Origin of the sequence: Pseudacidovorax intermedius, assembly GCF_003350475.1 — a bacterium.
GTDB lineage: Bacteria > Pseudomonadota > Gammaproteobacteria > Burkholderiales > Burkholderiaceae_C > Xenophilus > Xenophilus intermedius.
Genome location: NZ_QQAV01000001.1, coordinates 581,557 through 600,096 on the forward strand (window position 1 = coordinate 581,557; position 18,540 = coordinate 600,096).

At 72.2% G+C, this 18,540-nt stretch carries 18 protein-coding genes and 1 pseudogene; 11 read left to right on the forward strand and 8 right to left on the reverse strand.

All coding sequences use genetic code 11. From position 1 onward, the window contains the following. Positions 1–6: 6 nt before the first annotated feature. Genes DFR41_RS02525 through speD form a run of 3 tightly spaced genes read right to left on the reverse strand, consistent with a single transcriptional unit; the run spans position 7 to position 2,524 of the window. Positions 7–1,398: an aminopeptidase P N-terminal domain-containing protein gene (locus DFR41_RS02525; protein ID WP_114801582.1), complete on the reverse strand. Its 1,392-nt coding sequence runs from the start codon at positions 1,396–1,398 to the stop codon at positions 7–9. Next, positions 1,395–2,120: a nucleotidyltransferase family protein gene (locus tag DFR41_RS02530; RefSeq protein WP_114802159.1), complete on the reverse strand. Its 726-nt coding sequence runs from the start codon at positions 2,118–2,120 to the stop codon at positions 1,395–1,397. Before DFR41_RS02530 ends, DFR41_RS02525 begins: the two co-directional genes overlap by 4 nt. A 14-nt stretch (positions 2,121–2,134) precedes the next feature. Further along, entirely contained in the window at positions 2,135–2,524 is a 390-nt protein-coding gene (gene speD, locus DFR41_RS02535; RefSeq protein WP_017759350.1) for an adenosylmethionine decarboxylase, read from the reverse strand. A gap of 199 nt (positions 2,525–2,723) precedes the next feature. On the opposite strand from speD, the gene tkt reads away from it, so the two are divergent. Together tkt and gap are read left to right on the forward strand one after the other, a co-directional pair. Next, a complete protein-coding gene (gene tkt / locus DFR41_RS02540; protein ID WP_114801583.1) occupies positions 2,724–4,757 on the forward strand; it encodes a transketolase in 2,034 nt (677 codons plus the stop codon). A 33-nt stretch (positions 4,758–4,790) separates the two neighbouring features. After that, positions 4,791–5,789: a type I glyceraldehyde-3-phosphate dehydrogenase gene (gene gap / locus DFR41_RS02545; RefSeq protein WP_017759352.1), complete on the forward strand. Its 999-nt coding sequence runs from the start codon at positions 4,791–4,793 to the stop codon at positions 5,787–5,789. Between the two features lie 87 nt (positions 5,790–5,876). On the opposite strand, the gene DFR41_RS28250 is transcribed toward gap, so the two are convergent. Both DFR41_RS28250 and DFR41_RS28255 read right to left on the reverse strand, forming a co-directional pair. Next, a complete protein-coding gene (locus DFR41_RS28250; protein WP_425326684.1) occupies positions 5,877–6,359 on the reverse strand; it encodes an amidase family protein in 483 nt (160 codons plus the stop codon). 51 nt (positions 6,360–6,410) lie between these two features. After that, positions 6,411–7,462, reverse strand: a pseudogene (locus tag DFR41_RS28255) (amidase family protein); the annotation flags it as partial. On the opposite strand from DFR41_RS28255, the gene DFR41_RS02555 reads away from it, so the two are divergent. Continuing rightward, entirely contained in the window at positions 7,450–8,037 is a 588-nt protein-coding gene (locus DFR41_RS02555; RefSeq protein ID WP_114801584.1) for a DNA-3-methyladenine glycosylase, read from the forward strand. The pseudogene DFR41_RS28255 and the gene DFR41_RS02555 sit on opposite strands and share 13 nt — an antisense overlap. A gap of 189 nt (positions 8,038–8,226) precedes the next feature. On the opposite strand, the gene DFR41_RS02560 is transcribed toward DFR41_RS02555, so the two are convergent. Continuing rightward, positions 8,227–9,444 (reverse strand): MFS transporter, encoded by a 1,218-nt coding sequence (locus tag DFR41_RS02560; RefSeq protein WP_211322540.1) that lies wholly within the window; start codon positions 9,442–9,444, stop codon positions 8,227–8,229. Between the two features lie 129 nt (positions 9,445–9,573). Here DFR41_RS02560 and DFR41_RS02565 point away from each other — a divergent pair, with 129 nt between their 5' ends. From DFR41_RS02565 to DFR41_RS02580, 4 genes are all read left to right on the forward strand, one after another. Continuing rightward, complete coding sequence (locus DFR41_RS02565; protein WP_114801586.1) at positions 9,574–10,494, forward strand: LysR family transcriptional regulator; 921 nt, start codon at positions 9,574–9,576, stop codon at positions 10,492–10,494. A 73-nt stretch (positions 10,495–10,567) separates the two neighbouring features. Beyond that, the gene (locus DFR41_RS02570; RefSeq protein ID WP_114801587.1) at positions 10,568–11,890 is read left to right on the forward strand and encodes an Nramp family divalent metal transporter; all 1,323 of its coding nucleotides are present in this window, start codon (positions 10,568–10,570) and stop codon (positions 11,888–11,890) included. A 178-nt stretch (positions 11,891–12,068) separates the two neighbouring features. Next, positions 12,069–12,359, forward strand: coding sequence for a YciI family protein (locus DFR41_RS02575; protein WP_114801588.1), 291 nt, complete (start codon positions 12,069–12,071; stop codon positions 12,357–12,359). Further along, positions 12,356–13,273: a hypothetical protein gene (locus tag DFR41_RS02580; protein WP_114801589.1), complete on the forward strand. Its 918-nt coding sequence runs from the start codon at positions 12,356–12,358 to the stop codon at positions 13,271–13,273. The genes DFR41_RS02575 and DFR41_RS02580 overlap by 4 nt, the downstream gene beginning before the upstream one ends. 129 nt (positions 13,274–13,402) lie before the next feature. On the opposite strand, the gene DFR41_RS02585 is transcribed toward DFR41_RS02580, so the two are convergent. Then, the gene (locus DFR41_RS02585; RefSeq protein ID WP_114801590.1) at positions 13,403–14,434 is read right to left on the reverse strand and encodes a pirin family protein; all 1,032 of its coding nucleotides are present in this window, start codon (positions 14,432–14,434) and stop codon (positions 13,403–13,405) included. 215 nt (positions 14,435–14,649) lie between these two features. On the opposite strand from DFR41_RS02585, the gene DFR41_RS02590 reads away from it, so the two are divergent. The 3 genes from DFR41_RS02590 (at position 14,650) to DFR41_RS02600 (ending at position 16,979) form a co-directional block, all read left to right on the forward strand. Beyond that, entirely contained in the window at positions 14,650–14,940 is a 291-nt protein-coding gene (locus tag DFR41_RS02590) for a hypothetical protein (protein ID WP_114801591.1), read from the forward strand. 105 nt (positions 14,941–15,045) lie between these two features. Beyond that, a complete protein-coding gene (locus tag DFR41_RS02595) occupies positions 15,046–15,426 on the forward strand; it encodes a response regulator (RefSeq protein ID WP_017759737.1) in 381 nt (126 codons plus the stop codon). Positions 15,427–15,518: 92 nt separating this feature from the next. Continuing rightward, positions 15,519–16,979 carry an amidase family protein gene (locus DFR41_RS02600; RefSeq protein WP_114801592.1) on the forward strand — a complete coding sequence of 487 codons (1,461 nt, stop codon included), beginning with the start codon at positions 15,519–15,521 and terminating at the stop codon, positions 16,977–16,979. A gap of 78 nt (positions 16,980–17,057) precedes the next feature. On the opposite strand, the gene DFR41_RS02605 is transcribed toward DFR41_RS02600, so the two are convergent. Next, positions 17,058–17,537, reverse strand: coding sequence for an FKBP-type peptidyl-prolyl cis-trans isomerase (locus DFR41_RS02605; RefSeq protein WP_114801593.1), 480 nt, complete (start codon positions 17,535–17,537; stop codon positions 17,058–17,060). 286 nt (positions 17,538–17,823) lie between these two features. Between DFR41_RS02605 and DFR41_RS02610 the strand changes: the two genes are divergently transcribed. Continuing rightward, positions 17,824–18,540 (forward strand): sensor histidine kinase, encoded by a 717-nt coding sequence (locus DFR41_RS02610; RefSeq protein ID WP_114801594.1) that lies wholly within the window; start codon positions 17,824–17,826, stop codon positions 18,538–18,540.

An 18,540-nucleotide genomic window follows, 5' to 3' on the forward strand; every position in this document is an offset into this window, starting at 1 on the left:
GCCCGCTCAGCCACGCATCAGCGCTTCGATCTCGTCGCCGTCCACCGGCACACCGCGCGTGATCAGCTCGCAGCCCGAGGCGGTGACGATGGCGTCGTCCTCGATGCGGATGCCGATGTCGTGGAACTGGGCGGGCACGTCGTCGCCGGCACGCACGTAGATGCCCGGCTCGATGGTCAGCACCATGCCGGGCTGGAGGATGCGGCTGGGGCGGTTCTTGATGACCTCGCCCGAGAGCGGGTCGCGCCGCTCGCTGATCTCGCCCACCTGCGTCGGCTCCACGTAGCTGCCGCAGTCGTGCACGTCCATGCCCAGCCAGTGGCCAGTGCGGTGCATGTAGTAGCGGAAGTAGGCGCGCTGCTCGATCACATCGTCCACGCTACCCACCTTGTTGGCGTCGAGCAGGCCCAGGTCGAGCATGCCCTGCGACAGCACGCGCACCGTGGCCTCGTGCGGGTCGTTGAAACGGTTGCCGGCCTTGGTGGCGGCCACGGCCGCCTCCTGGCTGGCAAGCACCAGGTCGTACAGCGCGCGCTGGGGACCGGTGAACCTGCCGTCGGCCGGGAAGGTGCGGGTGATGTCGCTGGCGTAGCTGTCGAGCTCGCAGCCGGCATCGATCAGCACCAGCTCGCCGGCGCGCACCGGCGCCACGTCGGCGCGGTAATGCAGCACGCAGGCATTGGCGCCGGCTGCCACGATGGAGCCGTAGGCCGGGAACTGCGAGCCGCCCAGGCGGAATTCGTGCAGCAGCTCGGCGTCGAGGTGGTACTCGCGCACGTCGCGGCCCTCGCGCAGCATGCGCGCGCTCAGCTGCATGGCGCGGATGTGGGCGCGGGCGCTGATGTTGGCGGCGCGGCGCATCACGTCCTGCTCGTGCGCGTCCTTGACCAGGCGCATCTCGTCCAGCGGGCCGCACAGGTCGCGCTGCTGCTCCGGGCACAGGGCGCCGAAGCGCACGCGGGCGCGCACCTTCTGCAGCCAGCCGTCGACGCGCCCTTCCAGGCCGGAATGGGTGGCGAAGGGGTACCAGACGGTGGCGCGGTTTTCGAGCAGCTTCGGCAGGCGGCTGTCGAGTTCGGCAACCGAGAAGGCTTCGTCGACGCCCAGGCGCTCGGGCGCGGCCTCGGGGCCGAGGCGGTAGCCGTCCCAGATCTCGCGCTCCAGGTCCTTGGGCTGGCAGAACAGCGTGCTGCGGCCCGCGGCGTCGACCACCAGCCAGGCGTTGGGCTCGGTGAAGCCGGTCAGGTAATGGAAGTAGCTGTCGTGCCGGTAGGGGAAGTCGCTGTCGCGGTTGCGCTGACGCTCGGGTGCGGTGGGGATAAGGGCGATGCCATCGGCACCGAGCTGGGCGGCAAGGCGGGCCCGGCGCCCGGCGTAGAGGGAGGGACTGGCGTTCATGGCGACGTGTTGAGTTGGGCAAGGCGCTCGGGAGTGCCGACGTCGGTCCAGCGGCCGGTGTGCAGCTGGGCACTGACGCGGCCATTGTCCATGGCGCGCCGAAGCAGCGGCGCCAGCGCGGCCTTCACGCCCGCCGGGTTGCCGGGCGGGATGTCGCAGTACGGCGGCGCGAAGAGTTCGCGCCGGTACAGGCCGATGGTGGAGAAGGTGTAGCGCGGCGCCGGGTCGTCGGCCGGCAGGTTCAGCGCTGCGCCGTCCTGGCCGATGCCGAAGTCGCCACGCGGGTTGTGCGGCGGATTGGGCACCAGCCACAGATGGGCCAGCCGGCCGCTGTCGGCGAAGGACTGCACCTGGGCCTGCGTGAAGTGGAAGTCGGGCGCGTACACATCGCCGGCCAGGCACCAGAAGAGCTCGGCGTCCAGCAGCGGCAGGGCGCGGGCGATGCCGCCGGCGGTCTCCAGCGCCGCACCGAAGTCACGGCCTTCGTGCGAATAGGCGATCTGCGAGCCTACACCCCCGTCCCATTGCGGCGCGGTGCCGAAGCGCTGGTCGATCTGCTCGCCCAGCCACGCGGTGTTGACCACCAGCCGGGTGAAGCCGCCGCGCGCGAGCGCCTCCATGGGCCATTGCATCAGCGGTTTGCCCCGGACATCGAGCAGCGGCTTGGGCTGCCGGTCCGTCAGCGGGCGCATGCGCTCGCCGCGGCCCGCAGCGAGGACCATGGCCGGCGTCACCGTCACACCAGGTGACGGGACACGCTGCCTCGGTGCAGGACGTTGCGTTCGACGTGCCGCGGCGAGAACAGGACGATCAGCGCCTCCTGCAAGGCCTTCGCGGCGTCGGAATGGTCGCCGCCGAAGTTGCAGACGTACACGTCGAGCGTCACGCTGCCCTGCTCGGGCCAAGTGTGGATGCACACATGGGATTCCGCCAGCAGCAGCGCGGCCGTGACGCCGCCGCGCCCGGCAGGGGTGGAGGGAAAGTGATGAGCCAGCTGCCCCACCGCCTTCAATTTGGCGACGGCAACGGCGCGCGTCAGACACTCGAGGAGGATGGTGCCGTCCGTCAGCCAGAAGTCATCGCACTGGCAATCGTGAAGGTCGGCAGTAAGGTGCAGGCCGTGCATGCGTGGACTCTAGCAGTCCCGCGCGGGGCTCGGGGAGGATGTACGACTGAATTATTCGCAAATTGGACACGATTGTGTCCCGTCTTGTACCAAGGCTGACAGCGCTTGACGTGTGTGAAGCGTCCCGGCGGAGGGCCCGGGCGCCCCTCGCTAAAATCGCGGGTTCTCCCCTCCCACACCTCCCCGAAAGCCTTTTCTCATGGCCAACCAAGCCCTGATGGCCAACGCGATCCGCGCGTTGGCGATGGACGCCGTCCAGCAAGCCAATTCCGGGCATCCCGGCGCCCCGATGGGCATGGCCGACATGGCGGCGGCCCTCTGGGGCGAGCACCTCAAGCACAACCCGGCCAACCCGCACTGGGCCGACCGCGACCGCTTCGTGCTCTCCAACGGCCATGCCTCGATGCTGATCTACGCCCTGCTGCACCTGACGGGCTACGACCTTCCCATCGAGGAACTGAAGAACTTCCGCCAGCTGCACAGCCGCACCGCCGGCCACCCCGAGGTGGGCATCACCGCCGGCGTGGAGACCACCACCGGCCCGCTGGGCCAGGGCGTGACCAATGCCGTGGGCTTCGCGCTGGCCGAAAAGCTGCTGGCCGCCGAATTCAACCGCGATGGCCATGCCATCGTCGACCATCACACCTATGTCTTCCTGGGCGACGGCTGCCTGATGGAAGGCATCAGCCACGAGGCCGTGGCCCTGGCCGGCGCCTGGAAGCTGGGCAAGCTGATCGCCCTGTACGACGACAACGGCATCAGCATCGACGGCAAGGTCGCGCCCTGGTTCATCGACGACACGCCCAAGCGCTTCGAAGCCTGCGGCTGGAACGTGATCGGCCCGGTGGACGGCCATGACGCCGCCGCCGTCTCCGCCGCCGTGGCCCAGGCCAAGGCCGGCGAAGGCAGCAAGCCGACGCTGATCGTCTGCAAGACGCAGATCGGCAAGGGCAGCCCCAACCGCGGTGGCACCGCCAAGGCCCACGGCGAGCCGCTGGGCGCCGACGAGATCGGCCTGACCCGCTCGGCCCTGGGCTGGGAACACGCCCCCTTCGAGCTGCCCGAGGCCGTCTACCAGGACTGGGATGCCAAGGCCAAAGGCGCTTCCGCCGAAGCCGCCTGGAACGAGAAGTTCGCCGCCTACGCGCAGGCCTTCCCCGACCTGGCCGCCGCATTCGAGCGCCGCATGAAGGGCGAGCTGCCCGCCGCCTTCGACCAGGTGGTGGTCGACGCCGTGCTGGCCGCCCACACCAAGGCCGAGACCGTGGCCAGCCGCAAGGCCAGCCAGCTGGCGCTGGAGACGCTGACGGTGCAACTGCCCGAACTGCTCGGCGGCAGCGCCGACCTGACCGGCTCCAACCTGACCAAGACCGCCGCCACGCCCGACCTGCGCTTCGCCGCCGACGGCGCCGTGGTGCGCACCGAAGACGGCCGCATCGGCCGCCACATCAACTACGGCGTGCGCGAGTTCGGCATGGCCGCCATCATGAACGGCGTGGCGCTGCATGGCGGCTTCATTCCCTACGGCGGCACCTTCCTGACCTTCAGCGACTACAGCCGCAACGCCATCCGCATGGCGGCGCTGATGAAGCAGCGCGTGATCCATGTCTTCACGCACGACTCCATCGGACTGGGCGAGGACGGCCCGACGCACCAGTCGATCGAGCATGCGGCCAGCCTGCGCCTGATTCCCAACCTGGACGTGTGGCGCCCCGGCGACACCACCGAGACGGTGGTGGCCTGGGCCTGCGCACTGCGCAACAAGACGCAGCCCACCGCGCTGCTGCTGTCGCGCCAGAACCTGAACTACGCCCCCAAGGACGAGCTGGCCGACATCAGCCGCGGCGCCTATGTGCTGGCCGAGCCCTCGCGCGTGGGCCTCAAGAAGAAGGCCAAGGCGGTGATCATCGCCACCGGCTCCGAGGTGCAGCTGGCGCTCAAGGCGCAGGAACTGCTGGCCAGCCGCAAGATTGCCGTGCGCGTGGTCTCCATGCCCAGCACCACCACCTTCGACCGCCAGGACGTCAAGTACAAGAAGTCCGTGCTGCCCAAGGGCCTGCCGCGCATCGCCGTGGAGATGGGCAGCACCGGCGGCTGGTGGAAATACGGCGTGGACGCCGTCGTGGGCATCGACACCTACGGCGAATCCGCGCCGGCCGGCGTGCTGTTCAAGCACTTCGGCTTCACGCCCGAGAACGTGGCGGCGACGGTCGAGGCCGTCCTCGCCGACTGAGTTGGTTTTTCCATAACTTCCTGGAGCATTCGCATGACCATCAAACTGGGTATCAACGGCTTCGGCCGCATCGGCCGCAACGTGCTGCGCGCCGCGGTTCAGAACTTCCCCGACATCGAAGTCGTGGGCATCAACGACCTGCTGGAGCCCGACTACCTGGCCTACATGCTCCAGTACGACTCGGTGCATGGCCGCTTCAAGGGCGACATCGCCGTCGAGGGCAACACGCTGATCGTCAACGGCAAGAAGATCCGCCTGACGCAGGAGCGCGACCCGGCCGCCCTCAAGTGGGACGAAGTCGGCGCCACCGTGGTGCTGGAATCCACGGGCCTCTTCCTGACCAAGGAAACCGCGGGCAAACACCTAGCCGCCGGTGCCAAGAAGGTGATCATGTCGGCCCCCTCGAAGGACGACACGCCCATGTTCGTGTACGGCGTCAACAGCAGCGGCTACGCCGGCCAGGACATCGTCTCCAACGCCTCGTGCACGACCAACTGCCTGGCCCCGCTGGCCAAAGTGCTGCACGACAAGTGGGGCATCAAGCGCGGCCTGATGACCACCGTGCATGCCGCCACCGCCACGCAGAAGACCGTCGACGGCCCGTCCAACAAGGACTGGCGCGGCGGCCGCGGCATCCTGGAAAACATCATCCCCAGCTCCACCGGCGCCGCCAAGGCCGTGGGCGTGGTGCTGCCCGAGCTCAAGGGCAAGCTCACCGGCATGAGCTTCCGCGTGCCCACCTCCGACGTGTCGGTGGTCGACCTGACCGTCGAGCTGTCGAAGGAAGCCAGCTACAAGGAGATCTGCGCCGAGATGAAGGCCCAGAGCGAAGGCGCCCTGAAGGGCGTGCTGGGCTACACCGAGGACAAGGTGGTGGCCACCGACTTCCGCGGCGATGCCCGCACGTCGATCTTCGACGCTGAGGCCGGCATTGCGCTGGACGGCACCTTCGTCAAGCTGGTGAGCTGGTACGACAACGAGTGGGGCTACTCGAACAAGTGCCTGGAGATGACCCGCGTCGTCGCCAAGTAAGCAGCGCCGCACGGGCTGCCCCGGCGGCCCCTGAACTGCGATGAAGAGCGCGCCCCCGTGGCGCGCTTTTCTTTTGGCGGTCTGGCGTCATGCCCTCGGGCCCGCGCCCGCAACCCGGCGCGCCACGTCGATGGTCCCGCGGTCGTGCAGCCACGGGCCGATCACCTGCACACCCAGCGGCAGCCCGCCCGCCCCCGCCATGACCGGCACGGCCGTGGCGGGCAGGCTGGCCAGCGAGGCGAGGCTGGCCCAGGCGGACTGGGCCTCGTAAGGGGTGTCCTCGCCATCGATGCGCAGGGTGCGCCGCCCCCAGTCCGGATCGTCCTGGTGCGCGAAGGCGGCGCAGCCGAAGGCCGGCATCACGATGGCATCGACCCGCTCCAGCAGCGCGAAACACTGCGCCCGCAGCCGGCCGCGGTCGGCGACCAGGCGGATCCATTCGTGCGCGTTCAGGTCGCACTCGGCGCCGGGCTCGAACGCGCCGAGCACCGTCATCACCCACTGCTGGTAGGCCCGGTGCAGCACCGCAAGGTCGGGCAAGGCGCCGGGCGGCAGATCTGCCGCGCTCATGATCCGGGCGCCCTGCGCCTGCAGCCGCCGCGCCGCCTCGGCCACCGCGCCGCGCACCTCGGCATCGGCCGGGGCAAGCGGATTGGCGTCGAGCACCAGCACCTGCCAGCGCGCCGGGTCGGGCTGCCGCGGCGGCGGCAGTTGCAGCTGCCAGGCCTGAGCCATGGGCATCTCCGGGCCGGCGAGCACGTCCAGCGCCAGGAGCAGGTCGTCGGCCGTGCGCGCGATCGGGCCGATGACCGTGGGCAGGTCGGGGGGCGGTCCGAGCGTGTCGGGCGTGCCAGGGAAGGCCTGGCCACGCAGCGGCAGGATGCCGGTGCTGGGCTTGTGCGCCCACACGCCGCAGAAATGCGCGGGCACGCGCAGCGAGCCCATCAGGTCCGAGCCCATCTCCAGCGCCACCAGGCCCGCCGCCAGCGCAGCCGCACCGCCGCCCGAGGAGCCGCCCGGCGTGCGCGAGGCATCCAGTGGGTGCACCGTGCGGCCGTGGATCGGGTTGGCCGTCTGCCAGTCGGCCAGGGCCGCGGGCACATTCGTCTTGCCCAGATGACGGCGCCCGCGGCCTTGAGCCGCTGCACCGCCGCCGCATCGGTCGCCGGGCGGAAGCCGCGGAAGGGCGGCAGGCCCCAGCTGGTGGGCAGGCCGGCGATGTTGAAGGACTCCTTCACCGTCATCGGCACGCCCAGCAGCACCGGCCGCTCGCCCTTCGCACGCCGCGCGTCGGCGGCCCGGGCCTGGTCGCGGGCGCGGTCGAAGTCGCGCAGCACCACGGCGTTGAGGGCGCCGTCCTTCGCCTCGATGGCGGCGATGGCGGCGTCGCAGAGTTCGAGGGCCGTGGCCTCGCCCGCGGCGACGGCACGCGCGCAGGCGGCGGCGCCCTGGTGGATCAGTCTGGCGAAGTCGGTCGGCTGGGGCATGGCGGGCGAGGACGGCGGCCGAGGCGTGGCGCCGGATGCTGGGTGACGAGGACCCGGCGATTCTGGCGCGATGCACCCGGGCGCGGGCTGTCGGGCGCACCGGCATTCGTCCGGCGCCGGCGGAGGGACGCGCCTCCTAGACTGGTGCGATCCGTCCTCACCCCGCTGCCCCCGTGACCGCCCCATCGCCCGCTGCCGCCTTCATCGACTTCCTCGCCCCCGCCCACGAGGTGGCGCCGGCCCTGATCGGCGTCGAGGTGCTGGTGGACGGCGTCGGCGGCCGCATCGTGGAGACCGAGGCCTACGACCGCGAGGACCCGGCCTCGCACAGCCACCGCGGGCCCACGCCGCGCAATGCGGCCATGTTCGGGCCGCCGGGCCGGGCCTATGTCTACCGCTCCTATGGCATCCACTGGTGCCTGAACTTCGTCTGCGGCCCCGAGGGCCACGGCGCGGGCGTGCTGATCCGCGCGCTGGCGCCCACCGAGGGCCTGGCCCGCATGCGCGAGCGCCGCGGCGTGCAGGATGTGCGCCTGCTGGCCGCCGGCCCCGGGCGTGTGGCCCAGGCGCTGGGGGTGGACGCCAGCTTCAACCATCGGCGGCTGGATGCCCCGCCCTTCGAACTCCGTCCGCGACCCGCTGGCGAGAACATCCAGGTGCAGACTGGGCCGCGCATCGGCATCACCCGCGCGGCGGACGTGCCCTGGCGCTTCGGCGAGGCAGCCTCGCCCTTCCTGAGCCGGCCCTTTCCCAGGCGGTGACGTCCTTCGCAGAAGGCCCCCAACCCGCCGGGTGATGTCCGAAGGTCAACCCGTTCGCCCTGAGTCGTCGGGGGCCTTCGAGTCGCTGACCCGGGCTTCGACAAGCTCAGCCTGAACGGCCTTGGGTCGACCGACCGGCTCCCATCCGGCAGGCGGCCTTTTGCGCGGCCGTGAGGCTCTGGCCGGCGCTCAGCCCCGCCGCGCCGGCCAGAGCCGCACGGCCAGCGTGGCCCCGGCGCTGGCCATCGCCAGCAGCACGACGCCGAACCAGCCCGCATGGGCCAGCACCTGGCTGCCCAGCGCGGCGCCGGCGGCCATGCCGATGAACATGCCGGTGAACAGCAGTGCATTCAGCCGGCTGCGGGCGCCCGGGTCCAGGCTGTAGACCAGCGTCTGGTGCGCCACCAGCGTGGCCTGCACGCCGAAGTCGAAGCCGATGGCGGCCACCACCAGCAGGCCGATCTGCGCGGCGGGCGGCAGCAGGTCCTGCACCAGCAGCAGCGCGAAGGAGAGCAGCGCCAGCCCGGCGCCCAGCTGCGTCACGCGGTTGGGGCCGCGGCGGTCGGCCAGGCGACCGGCCAGCGGAGCTGCCAGCGCACCGGCGGCGCCGGCCAGGCCGAAGGCACCGGCTGCGGCGCTGCCCATCTGGAAGCGCTCGTGCAGCATCACCGCCAGCGTGGACCAGAAGGCGCTGAAGCCGATCGACAGCAGGCCCTGCGCCAGCGTCGCGCGGCGCAGCGGCCCGTAGCGCTTCCACAGCTGCACCAGCGAGGCCATGAGCTGGCCGTAGCTCAGCTGGGTCGTCGGCACGAAGCGCGGCAGCCCGCGCCACAGGGCGAGGCCGATCAGCGCGATGGAGCCGGCCGCGGCCAGGAAGACGGCGCGCCAGCCCCATTGCTGGCCGACCAGCCCGCTGGCCACCCGCGAGAGCAGGATGCCCAGCAGCAGCCCGGTCATCACGGTGCCCACGGTGCGGCCGCGGTGCGCCTCGGGCGCAAGCGCAGCGGCGGCAGGCACGATGTCCTGCGCCAGCGTGGCCGTGAGGCCGATGGCCAGGCTGGCCACCAGCAGCGCGCCCAGGCCGGGCGCCAGCGCGCTGGCCAGCAGCGCCAGCATCAGCAGCACCACCTTGACCAGGATGATGCGGCGACGGTCGTAGCGGTCGCCCAGTGGGATCAGCAGCAGGATGCCGGCGGCATAGCCGAGCTGGGTGAGGGTGGGCACGAGGCCGGTCTGGGCCGGACTTGCGTCCAGGTCCGCGCCCAGGATGCCCAGCAACGGCTGCGCGTAGTAGAGGGCGGCGGCGCCCAGGCCGGCGCCCGCGGCCAGCATCAGCACCAGCGGCCGCGACAGGTCGGGCTCGGCAGGCGCCGCAGCGGAACCGGCGACAAGAGGAAGGGATGACATGGGGAACTCCTTGGCAGTCTGCGGCGCCGCCCTTGTTGTCGGTGGGCGACGCCGAATGGGGAGCATTCTTTCAACGAATGACAAAAAGCTGTAGACGGCTGGATTGCAGATCAGCTATACGTTCGACGCATGAAAGAAGCGCCGCTCGCCATCGACCGCCTGGACCTGCTGCAGACCTTCGTGCGCATCGTGGATGCCGGCAGCCTCTCGGCCGCCGCCCAGCAGATGGGCAGCACCCAGCCCACCGTCAGCCGCCGCCTGCAGGCGCTGGAGCGCACCCTGGGCCTGCGGCTGCTGCACCGCTCCACCCATGCCATGGCGCTGACCGAGGACGGCGAGCGCTGCCTGGCACAGGCGCGCGAACTGCTGGAGCGCTGGGACAGCTTCGAGGCCGACGTGCGCGGCGCCCGCAACACGCCGCGCGGCCACCTGCGCGTGCTGGTGCCGCATGCCTTCGGGCAGGACCAGCTGATGGCGCCGCTGCTGGGCTTCCTGCAGGCCCATCCCGAAGTGAGCGTCGAATGGCTGCTGCACGACCGGCAGCCGGACTTCATCGCCGAGGGCATCGACTGCGCGATCCGCGTGGGCGCCGTGAGCGATCCGTCGGTCGTCGCCCAGCGCCTGACCGAGATCCAGCGCATCGTGGTGGCACCGCCCGGCCTCTGGGGCCACGGCCCGCCACCGGAGGCGCCGCAGCAGCTGGCCGCCCTGCCCTGGCTGGCGCTGCAGACCTTCTACCGCGACGAGGTCACGCTCACGCACGAGGCCGACGGCAGGCGCGAGACCTTCGCCATCCGCCCCCGCCTCGCGACCGACAGCCTCTATGCCACCCGCCGCGCCGTGCTCGGCGGAGCCGGTATCGCGCTGGTGTCGGCCTGGGCGGTGGCGCCGGATCTGGCCGAGGGCCGGCTGGTGCGCCTGGCGCCGCAGTGGGTGGGCGATCCGCTGCCCATCTACCTGATGCACCCCTACGCGCGCCAGTACCCGCCGCGGTTGCGCGCCTTCACGGCGTGGATGCGCGAGCACATGCCGTCGCCCGACCACTTCTGACCGCACGCACCCCGCCGCCCGGCGCCCCCGCGCCACCCGGTCCGCGAGGCGGCTCCTTACCATCGGCCCCGCCATGTTCCGCCTGCCCCGCACCGCCACCGCGCCCTTCTGCCCTTCCGAAGTCAAGGGCAGCGTCACCGTCGACCCGGGCCAGCCCTTCCACAAGAAGCTGCTGAAGTTCGCCGGCCCCGGCCTGCTGGTGTCGGTGGGCTACATGGACCCGGGCAACTGGGCCACCGACATCGAGGCCGGCTCGCGCTTCGGCTACGGCCTGCTCTTCGTGGTGCTGCTGGCCAGCCTGGCGGCGATGCTGCTGCAGACCCTGTGCGTGCGCCTGGGCCTGGCCGGCGGGCTGGACCTGGCCCGCGCCTGCCGCCAGCGCTACGGCCCGCGCACCAACCGCTTTTTGTGGCTGGGCGCCGAGCTGGCCATCGTGGCCTGCGACCTGGCCGAGGTGCTGGGCAGCGCGCTGGCGCTGCACCTGCTGCTGGGCGTCTCCATCCCCGTGGGCATTGCCATCACCGCCTTCGACACGCTGCTGGTGCTGGGCCTGCAGGGCGCGGGCTTCCGGCGCGTGGAGGCCATCGTGCTCGGCCTGGTGCTGACCATCGCCGGCTGCTTTGCGGTGGAGCTGGCCATGGCCCAGCCGAACTGGTTCGGCGTGGCGATGGGCTTCGTGCCCAGCCTGGAGCGGCTGCAGCAGCCGGGCGCGCTGTACCTGGCCATCGGCATCGTGGGCGCAACGGTGATGCCGCACAACCTGTACCTGCATTCCTCCATCGTGCAGACCCGTCTGGTGGCGCGCACGCCCGCGGCCACGCGCGAGGCGGTGCGCCTGGGCACGATGGACGCCGTGCTTTCGCTCACGCTGGCACTGTTCGTCAATGCCGCCATCCTGATCCTGGCGGCCAGCGCCTTCCACGGCGGCGGGCGCGCGCCGGTCACCGAGATCGAAGACGCCTACCGGCTCATCGAACCGGTGGTGGGCGGCCTGGCGGCCACGCTCTTCGGCATCGCGCTGCTGGCCTCCGGCCAGAGCTCGACCTTCACCGGCACCATCGCCGGCCAGATCATCATGGAAGGCTTCCTGGACCTGAAGATCCCCTGCTGGCAGCGACGGCTCATCACCCGGGCCCTGGCCATCGTGCCGGCCTTCGTGGGCGTGTGGTGGTTCGGCGACGGCGGCGTGGGCAAGATGCTCGTGCTCAGCCAGGTGGTGCTGAGCTTCCAGCTGCCCTTCGCCATCTGGCCGCTGGTGCGCTTCACCAGCGACCGGCGGCTGATGGGCGAATTCGCCAGCGGCTGGGCGATGAAGGCCACGGCCTGGGGGCTGTTCGCGGTGATCAGCGCGGCCAATGCGTGGCTGGTCTGGACGGTGGCGACGGGGCAGGGCTGAGCCGACGGCAATGGCCGCCGTCGCCCCGCGCTGCGACGCGGCTCGGGGCCGGCGCCGAGGCGAGGCGAGGCGAGGCGAGGCGAGGCGAGGCGAGGCGAGGCGAGGCGGCCCCGCAATCCTCCGCGCCAGCCGAGGCCCTCCGAGACAGCGGCCGGGCCCCCGGGCTACCCTCGGGCGCATGTTCATCGTCACCCTCACCTACATCCGCCCCGTCGAAGAAATCGACGCCCACATGGAGGCCCACGTCGCCTGGCTGCGCCGCCATTACGACAGCAGCCTGTTCGTCGCCTCCGGCCGGCAGGTGCCGCGCGTGGGCGGCGTGATCCTGGCCCGCTCGGGCGACCGCGCGGCGCTCGAGGCCGTGCTCGCCGAAGACCCGTTCGCGCAGCACAAGCTGGCCCGCATCGACATCGTCGAGTTCGCGCCCAGCATGACCGCGCCCGGCGCCGAGGCGCTCAAGTCGATATGAGCGAGCGCCCGGGCGCGCCGCCGGCCACCGTGGCGCCGTTCAAGCGCGCCCTGCTGCTGCTCGTCGCCACCGCGGTGCTCGCCGGCTGCTGGCTGGTGCCGCTGGAGCCCCTGGCCCGCGAGCAGTTGCGCGCCGGCCTGCAGCGCTCTCTCACCGCCTTTGCCGCAGCGCGGGCGCTGGGCGCCGTGCTGTCGGTGGCCCAGGGCACGCAGCTGGACGTCAAGCCCGCCGGCGTCGGCCTGAGCCTGGCCCCGGGCCAGGCCCTCAAGCCGCTCAACGAGCTGGTGGACCGCTTCGCTGCGGTGATGCTGGCCGCCAGCGTGGCCTTCGGCATCCAGCTGCTGATGCTGGGCATCGGCGGGCATGTGGCGGTGTCCGCCGCGCTGACGGCGGTGCTGCTGGCCTGGCTGGTGCTGCGCTGGCGGGCGGACTCGGCCGCCGCCAGCGCGGAAAGGGCAGCCGTCGGCGCCGATGCCCCCCGCGCGAGGCAAGACGCCGCGGCGGCACGCGCCCTGCGCTGGCTGTCCCCGATCTTCGCTGGCCTGCTGCTGGTGCGCTTCGCGGTGCCGGCCGTGGGCCTGGCCAACGAGGGCGTCTACCGCGCCGTGATGGCGGGCGAATACCAGTCGGCCCTGGCCGTGATCGAGGCTTCGCCCGAGCAGGTGGTGGGCCGCACCCAGCCGGCTGCACCGGCCGAAGAAGGGCTGCTGGAGCGCCTCAAGCGCTGGTCCGAACGCGCCACCGACCTGCGCGCCGGCTACGAGGCGATCCTGCAGGCGGCTGGCGAATGGACCCGCACCATGGTCCGGCTGATCGCCCTGTTCGTGGTGCAGACGGTGCTGCTGCCGCTGGGCTTCCTGTGGCTCATGTGGCGGCTGTCGCGCGCCATTGCCGGCAGCGCCGCCCGCCGCTGAGCCGGCAGTCTCTCCCTCTCCCCTCGCGGGAGAGGGCCGGGGAGAGGGGGCCGCAGCGGAGGCACAGCCCGCATCTCGACCGCGGCAGACCGACTCGCGCAGCGCCCTGCATGCGGCAGGACGCCCCCCTCAGCCCTCCGCGTCCATCGCCGCTTCCCGCCGCCCATCCGGATAACGCGCGAAGCGCTCCGGCGCCGCGCCATGCACCGGCGCCGCATCCGGCCAGGGCCAGCCACCGAACTGCGTGCGACGGTAGTCCTGCATGGCCTGCATGATCTCGGCCTGCGAGTTCATGACGAAGGGGCCGTGCTGCGCCACGGGCTCGGCGATGGGCCGGCCCTGCAGCAGCAGGAATTCGCAGACCTCGTCACCGGCCAGCAGGGCCACCTCGGCATCGGCCCGCAGCTCGATGGCCGCCGGCCCCTGCACCACCTGGCCGCCCACCGTGGCCGACGCGCCCTTGAAGAAATACAGCACACGGTGGGTGCCCTGGCCCCGCGCGGCCGGCAGCGCCCAGCGCGCGCCGGCCTCCAGGCGCACGGTCCAGATGGCCACGTCGGCATCGGCCTGCGCAGCCCAGGAATCCGGCGGCGGCGCCAGGGGCGCGTCGGCCCCGTCCAGGCGGCCGGCCACCACGGTCACGTCCACGCCCTCGGCGCGCCAGTGCGGCACCTGGCCCGACCAGAACATGGTGAAGTGCGGATCGACCATCTTGCGCGCCGCCGGCAGGTTCAGCCAGATCTGGAACAGCTCCAGCGGGTTGTCCGCGTCCTCGCGCAGCAGCGGGAACATCTCCGAATGCACGATGCCGCGGCCGGCCGTCACCCACTGCACGTCGCCGCCGCCGAAGCGGGCCGCGGCGCCCAGCGAGTCGGCATGGTCGATCAGCCCGCGGCGCACCAGCGTCACGGTCTCGAAGCCGCGGTGCGGATGGGCCGGGAAGCCGGGCACGGATTCGCCGTGGTACATGCTCCAGCCGTCCTTGCGGCTGAAGTCGGCGCCGATCTCGCGGCCGGCCAGCGAGGCGGCCGGCGCCATGCGGCCGTCGCCGCGCGGATAGCCATCGTCGTGATAGGCGCAGAAGAGGAAGGGGTCGACGGTCGGCCAGGGAAAGCCGAGCGGGTGCACGCCCAGGACGGCGGAGGAAGGGGCAGTGGCCATGGGAAGTCTTTCTTTCGTTCGCGAGGGGGCTGGCAGTCAGCCCGAAGTCCGAAGATGAGGCGTTCGGCCCGATTGTGGAAGACCATGCCCGCGAGACAGGGTGGACCATGGGTGCAACAGTGGATTGGCCGCCGGCAGCGCACGGGCGGCGCTACCATCCGCCCTCGTTACACACGCGGCATTGGGCCTTCCCACGGCCTCCGCAGGAGCGTTGAATGAGCCAAGACAAGCAGGATCCGACGACGGCGCAGGCGGTCGAAGCGCTGGAGCGCACCATCGACCAGGCCAAGGCGGTGGCCGCCGAGATCCGCCAGGCGGCCGACAACTTGGCTGTCGTGAACACCGTGCTCGAAGAGGCCCTGCCCGACCATGTGCAGGTCGGCGACGTGGCCCAGGCGCTGGACCAGTCGGGCCAGGTCGAGGAGCAGATCAGCCGCTCCGCCGAGGTGCTGGACGCCCTCGAAGCCGCGCAATCCGAGGTCGAAAAGAAGGCGCGCCCGCGCTGACCCTCCCCGTTCCGTAGGCCGCGTCCCACAGGAAGGGAGGCCCAGGGCGCCCACGCCCGCACCGCCCCGGCCCTTAAGCTCCCCTGTTCCAGTCCGCGCCACACCATGGCCGCTCCCCGCATCTTTATCGTCGAAGACAACCCCACCATACGGGACAGCCTGATCCCCACGCTCGAAGACCTGACCGACGCCGAGATCGTCGGGCTGGCAGAGGGCGAGGACGAGGCGGTACGGTGGATGCAGTCGCATTCCGACGGCTGGGACCTGGCCATCGTCGATCTCTTCCTGCGCCAGGGATCGGGCCTGGGCGTGCTGCGCCGGCTGCGCAACGGCGGGGCCCGGCAACGCATGGTGGTGCTGACCAACTACGCCACGGCCGACATGCGCCGCCGCTGCAGCGACGCCGGGGCCGATCGCGTCTTCGACAAGTCCAACGACCTGGACGCCTTCTTCGACTATTGCAACGCGCAGGGGCCGGTGCGCTGAGCGCCGGCCGGCCACGCAGGCCGGGCACTGAGGCACACGGGCGGCGCGGCCGGTGCTGGACAAGCGGGCATGCCTCCCGCTACACCTCGGGCATGTCCTCCTCGCCGCTCCCCTCCTCTTCTTCCCTCTCCGCACTGCCGGCCGAGCTCTGGCAGCTGGGCGCCGCCCAGACGGCCGCGCTGGTCGCCAGCCGTCGCATCTCCGCCACCGAGACGACGCAGGCGGCCCTGGCGCGGCTGCAGGCGGTCAACCCCGCCCTCAACGCCGTGGTCGACCACCGGCCCGACGAGGCGCTGCGCCGCGCCGCCGACATCGACGCGGCCCTGGCCCGCGGCGAGGCGGTGGGGCCGCTGGCCGGCGTGCCGGTCACCCTCAAGGTCAACGTCGACCAGGCCGGCTTCGCCACCACCAACGGCGTGCGCCTGCAGAAGGACCTCGTCGCCGAACACAACAGCCCGGTGGTGGACAGCCTGCTCGCCGCCGGCGCGGTGGTCATCGGCCGCACCAACACGCCCGCCTTCAGCTACCGCTGGTTCACCAGCAACCAGTTGCACGGCGCGACGCGCAATCCGCGCAACTCGGCGCTGACACCCGGCGGCTCTTCCGGCGGCGCGGCCGCGGCGGTGGCGGCGGGCATCGGCGCCATCGGCCATGGCACGGACATCGCCGGCTCGATCCGCTACCCGGCCTATGCCTGCGGCGTTCATGGCCTGCGGCCCAGCTTCGGCCGGGTGGCGGCGTGGAATGCCTCCAGCCCCGAGCGCACCATCGGCGGCCAGCTGACGGCCGTCTCCGGCCCGATCGCGCGCCATGTGCATGACCTGCGCCTCGCGCTGGCCGCCATGGCCCGGCCGGATGCGCGCGATCCCTGGTCGGTGGCGGTGCCGCTGGTCGGGCCCGCCGTGCCGCGCCGGGCCGCGCTGTGCGTGCGCCCGGACGGCCTGGCCACCACCGCCCCCGTCGAAGCAGCGCTGCGCGACGCGGCCGCCCGCCTGCGCGACGCCGGCTGGCTGGTGGACGAGGTGGAGGCGCTGCCGCCGCTGAAGGCCGCTGCCGACGACCAGACGCTGCTGTGGGTGGGCGATGGCTACGAGGCCCAGTTGCGCACGGCCGAGCGCGAGGGCGATCCGGCGGCGCTGGTCGTGCTGCGCGGGCAGGCCGAGGTGGCGGCGCGCATGGACAGCGCGGCGCTGTCGGCCATCCTGGTGCGGCGCGCGACGCTCACGCGGCAGTGGCAGCGCTTCCTGCACGAGCGCTATCCGCTGGTGCTGCTGCCGGTGTCGGCCGAGCTGCCCTTCCCGGTCGACCTGGACCTGCAGGGCCCCGAAGGCTATGCCCGCGTGTGGGCGGCGCAGATGACGCAGATCGCGCTGCCCTTCATGGGCCTGCCGGGCCTGACGATGAGCACCGGCATGGCCGACGGTGAACACGGACCGGCGCCGGTGGGCGTGCAGCTGGTGGCGGCGCGCTTCCGCGAGGACCTGTGCCTGGAAGCCGCCGAGGCCATCGAGGCCCGCGGCGTGCCGCCCTCGCCCGTGACGCCGCGCGGCTGAGGCCGCCTTGCGGCGCCGGGCACGTCCCGCCGCCGCGGCGGCAGCCCCGGGCCGCGCCGGGGCAAGGCGCCAGGGCCTTCAGTGGTGATGGCCGCCATCGCCATGCACATGGCGATGGGCGATCTCCTCGCCGGTGGCGGCACGCACGGCCACCACGTTCAGCTGGATGCGCAGGCTGCGGCCGGCCAGGGGATGGTTGCCGTCCAGCAGCACCTGCGGCCCCTTGATCTTGACCACGTTGAACACATGCGGCTCGCCGTTGTCGAGCTGGCCGCGCAGCTGGCCGCCGACCTTCACGCCCGGCGGGAATTCGCTCTTGGGGATGGTGCGCAGCAGGCTCTCGTCGCGCGTGCCGAAGGCCTGCTCGGGCGACAGGTTCAGCGTGGCCTGGTGGCCGGCCGCCTGGCCGTCAAGGGCCGTCTCGATGGCGGGCAAGATGTTGTCGTAGCCGCCGTGCAGGTACACGACCGGCTCCTTGGGGCTGTCGAGCAGCTGGCCGCTCTGGGCGTCCGCGATGCGCAGGCGCAGGGTGACGACGGTGTCTTGGGTGATCTGCATGAAGGAAAAAGGCTGGAGTGCCGCGGACGGCCTGTTCGTAAGAGGTGGGCCGGCCTTGCGCTGCAAGCAGGCGCGCCGCCGGCCTGGGGGCGCCGGGGCCCGCCACAGGGCTGCCGATTGTGCGTGAAGGCCGGCGCGCGCACCGCCGCCGTGCCCAGTGCCCGTGGCGTCGTCATTGGCCTACCCGCGGTGGCGCCGACGGCGCATCGGCGCACCCCGGCCCGCGCCCGACCATCGTCCTCCCGTCCCCACCCATCGCCTTTCCGTCCCGCGTCCAGGAGCGCCCATGCACGACCCGGATTCCGCCCCCGCCGAGCCGCCCGCGTCCCACGGCCGGCCCGACCTGCAGCCGCTGGAGGCCATGCGCGACGCGCTCCAGGCCCAGGTGCACCAGCTGGAGCGCCAGCTCGCCCGGCTGAGCCACGACCTGCGCAACCCGCTGGGCGCTATCCGGCTGGGCACCGAACTGCTGCGCCGCGGGGCGCTCGATCCGCAGCAGCGGCAGGTGCTGGACCACATCGACAGCGCCGGCGAGCGCGCACAGCAGCTGATCGACCAGCGCATCGCCGAGGCCCAGACCGCCGCCAGCACCGACGAGCAGCACCGCCCCGTGGCCCTGCATGCGCTGGTGGCCCAGTGCGTGGAGACGCTGGCGCAGGCCTTCCCCGGCCATGCGCTGGAGCATGACCGGCTGGGCGAAGGCCATTGCCAGGCCGACCCGGACCGCCTGGCCCAGCTGGTGGGCCGCATGGTGGCCGAGGCCGCCGCCGTCGCGACCCCGGGCAGCGGGCTCATCGTCGCCTCCATCGTGGAGCCCGAGCGCTTCCGCATCGCGGTGCATGCGCCCACGCCGGCGGAAGGCGAGGCACCCGATGGCGGTGGCGAGGACCGCCTGCGCGACGCCGTGCGCAGCCAGAGCGGCCGGCTGGAGGTGATGCGCCAGGCGGCACCGCCCGGGCGCACCCTGGTCGCGAGCTTCGCCCGCACTGCGGCGGCCCTCTGA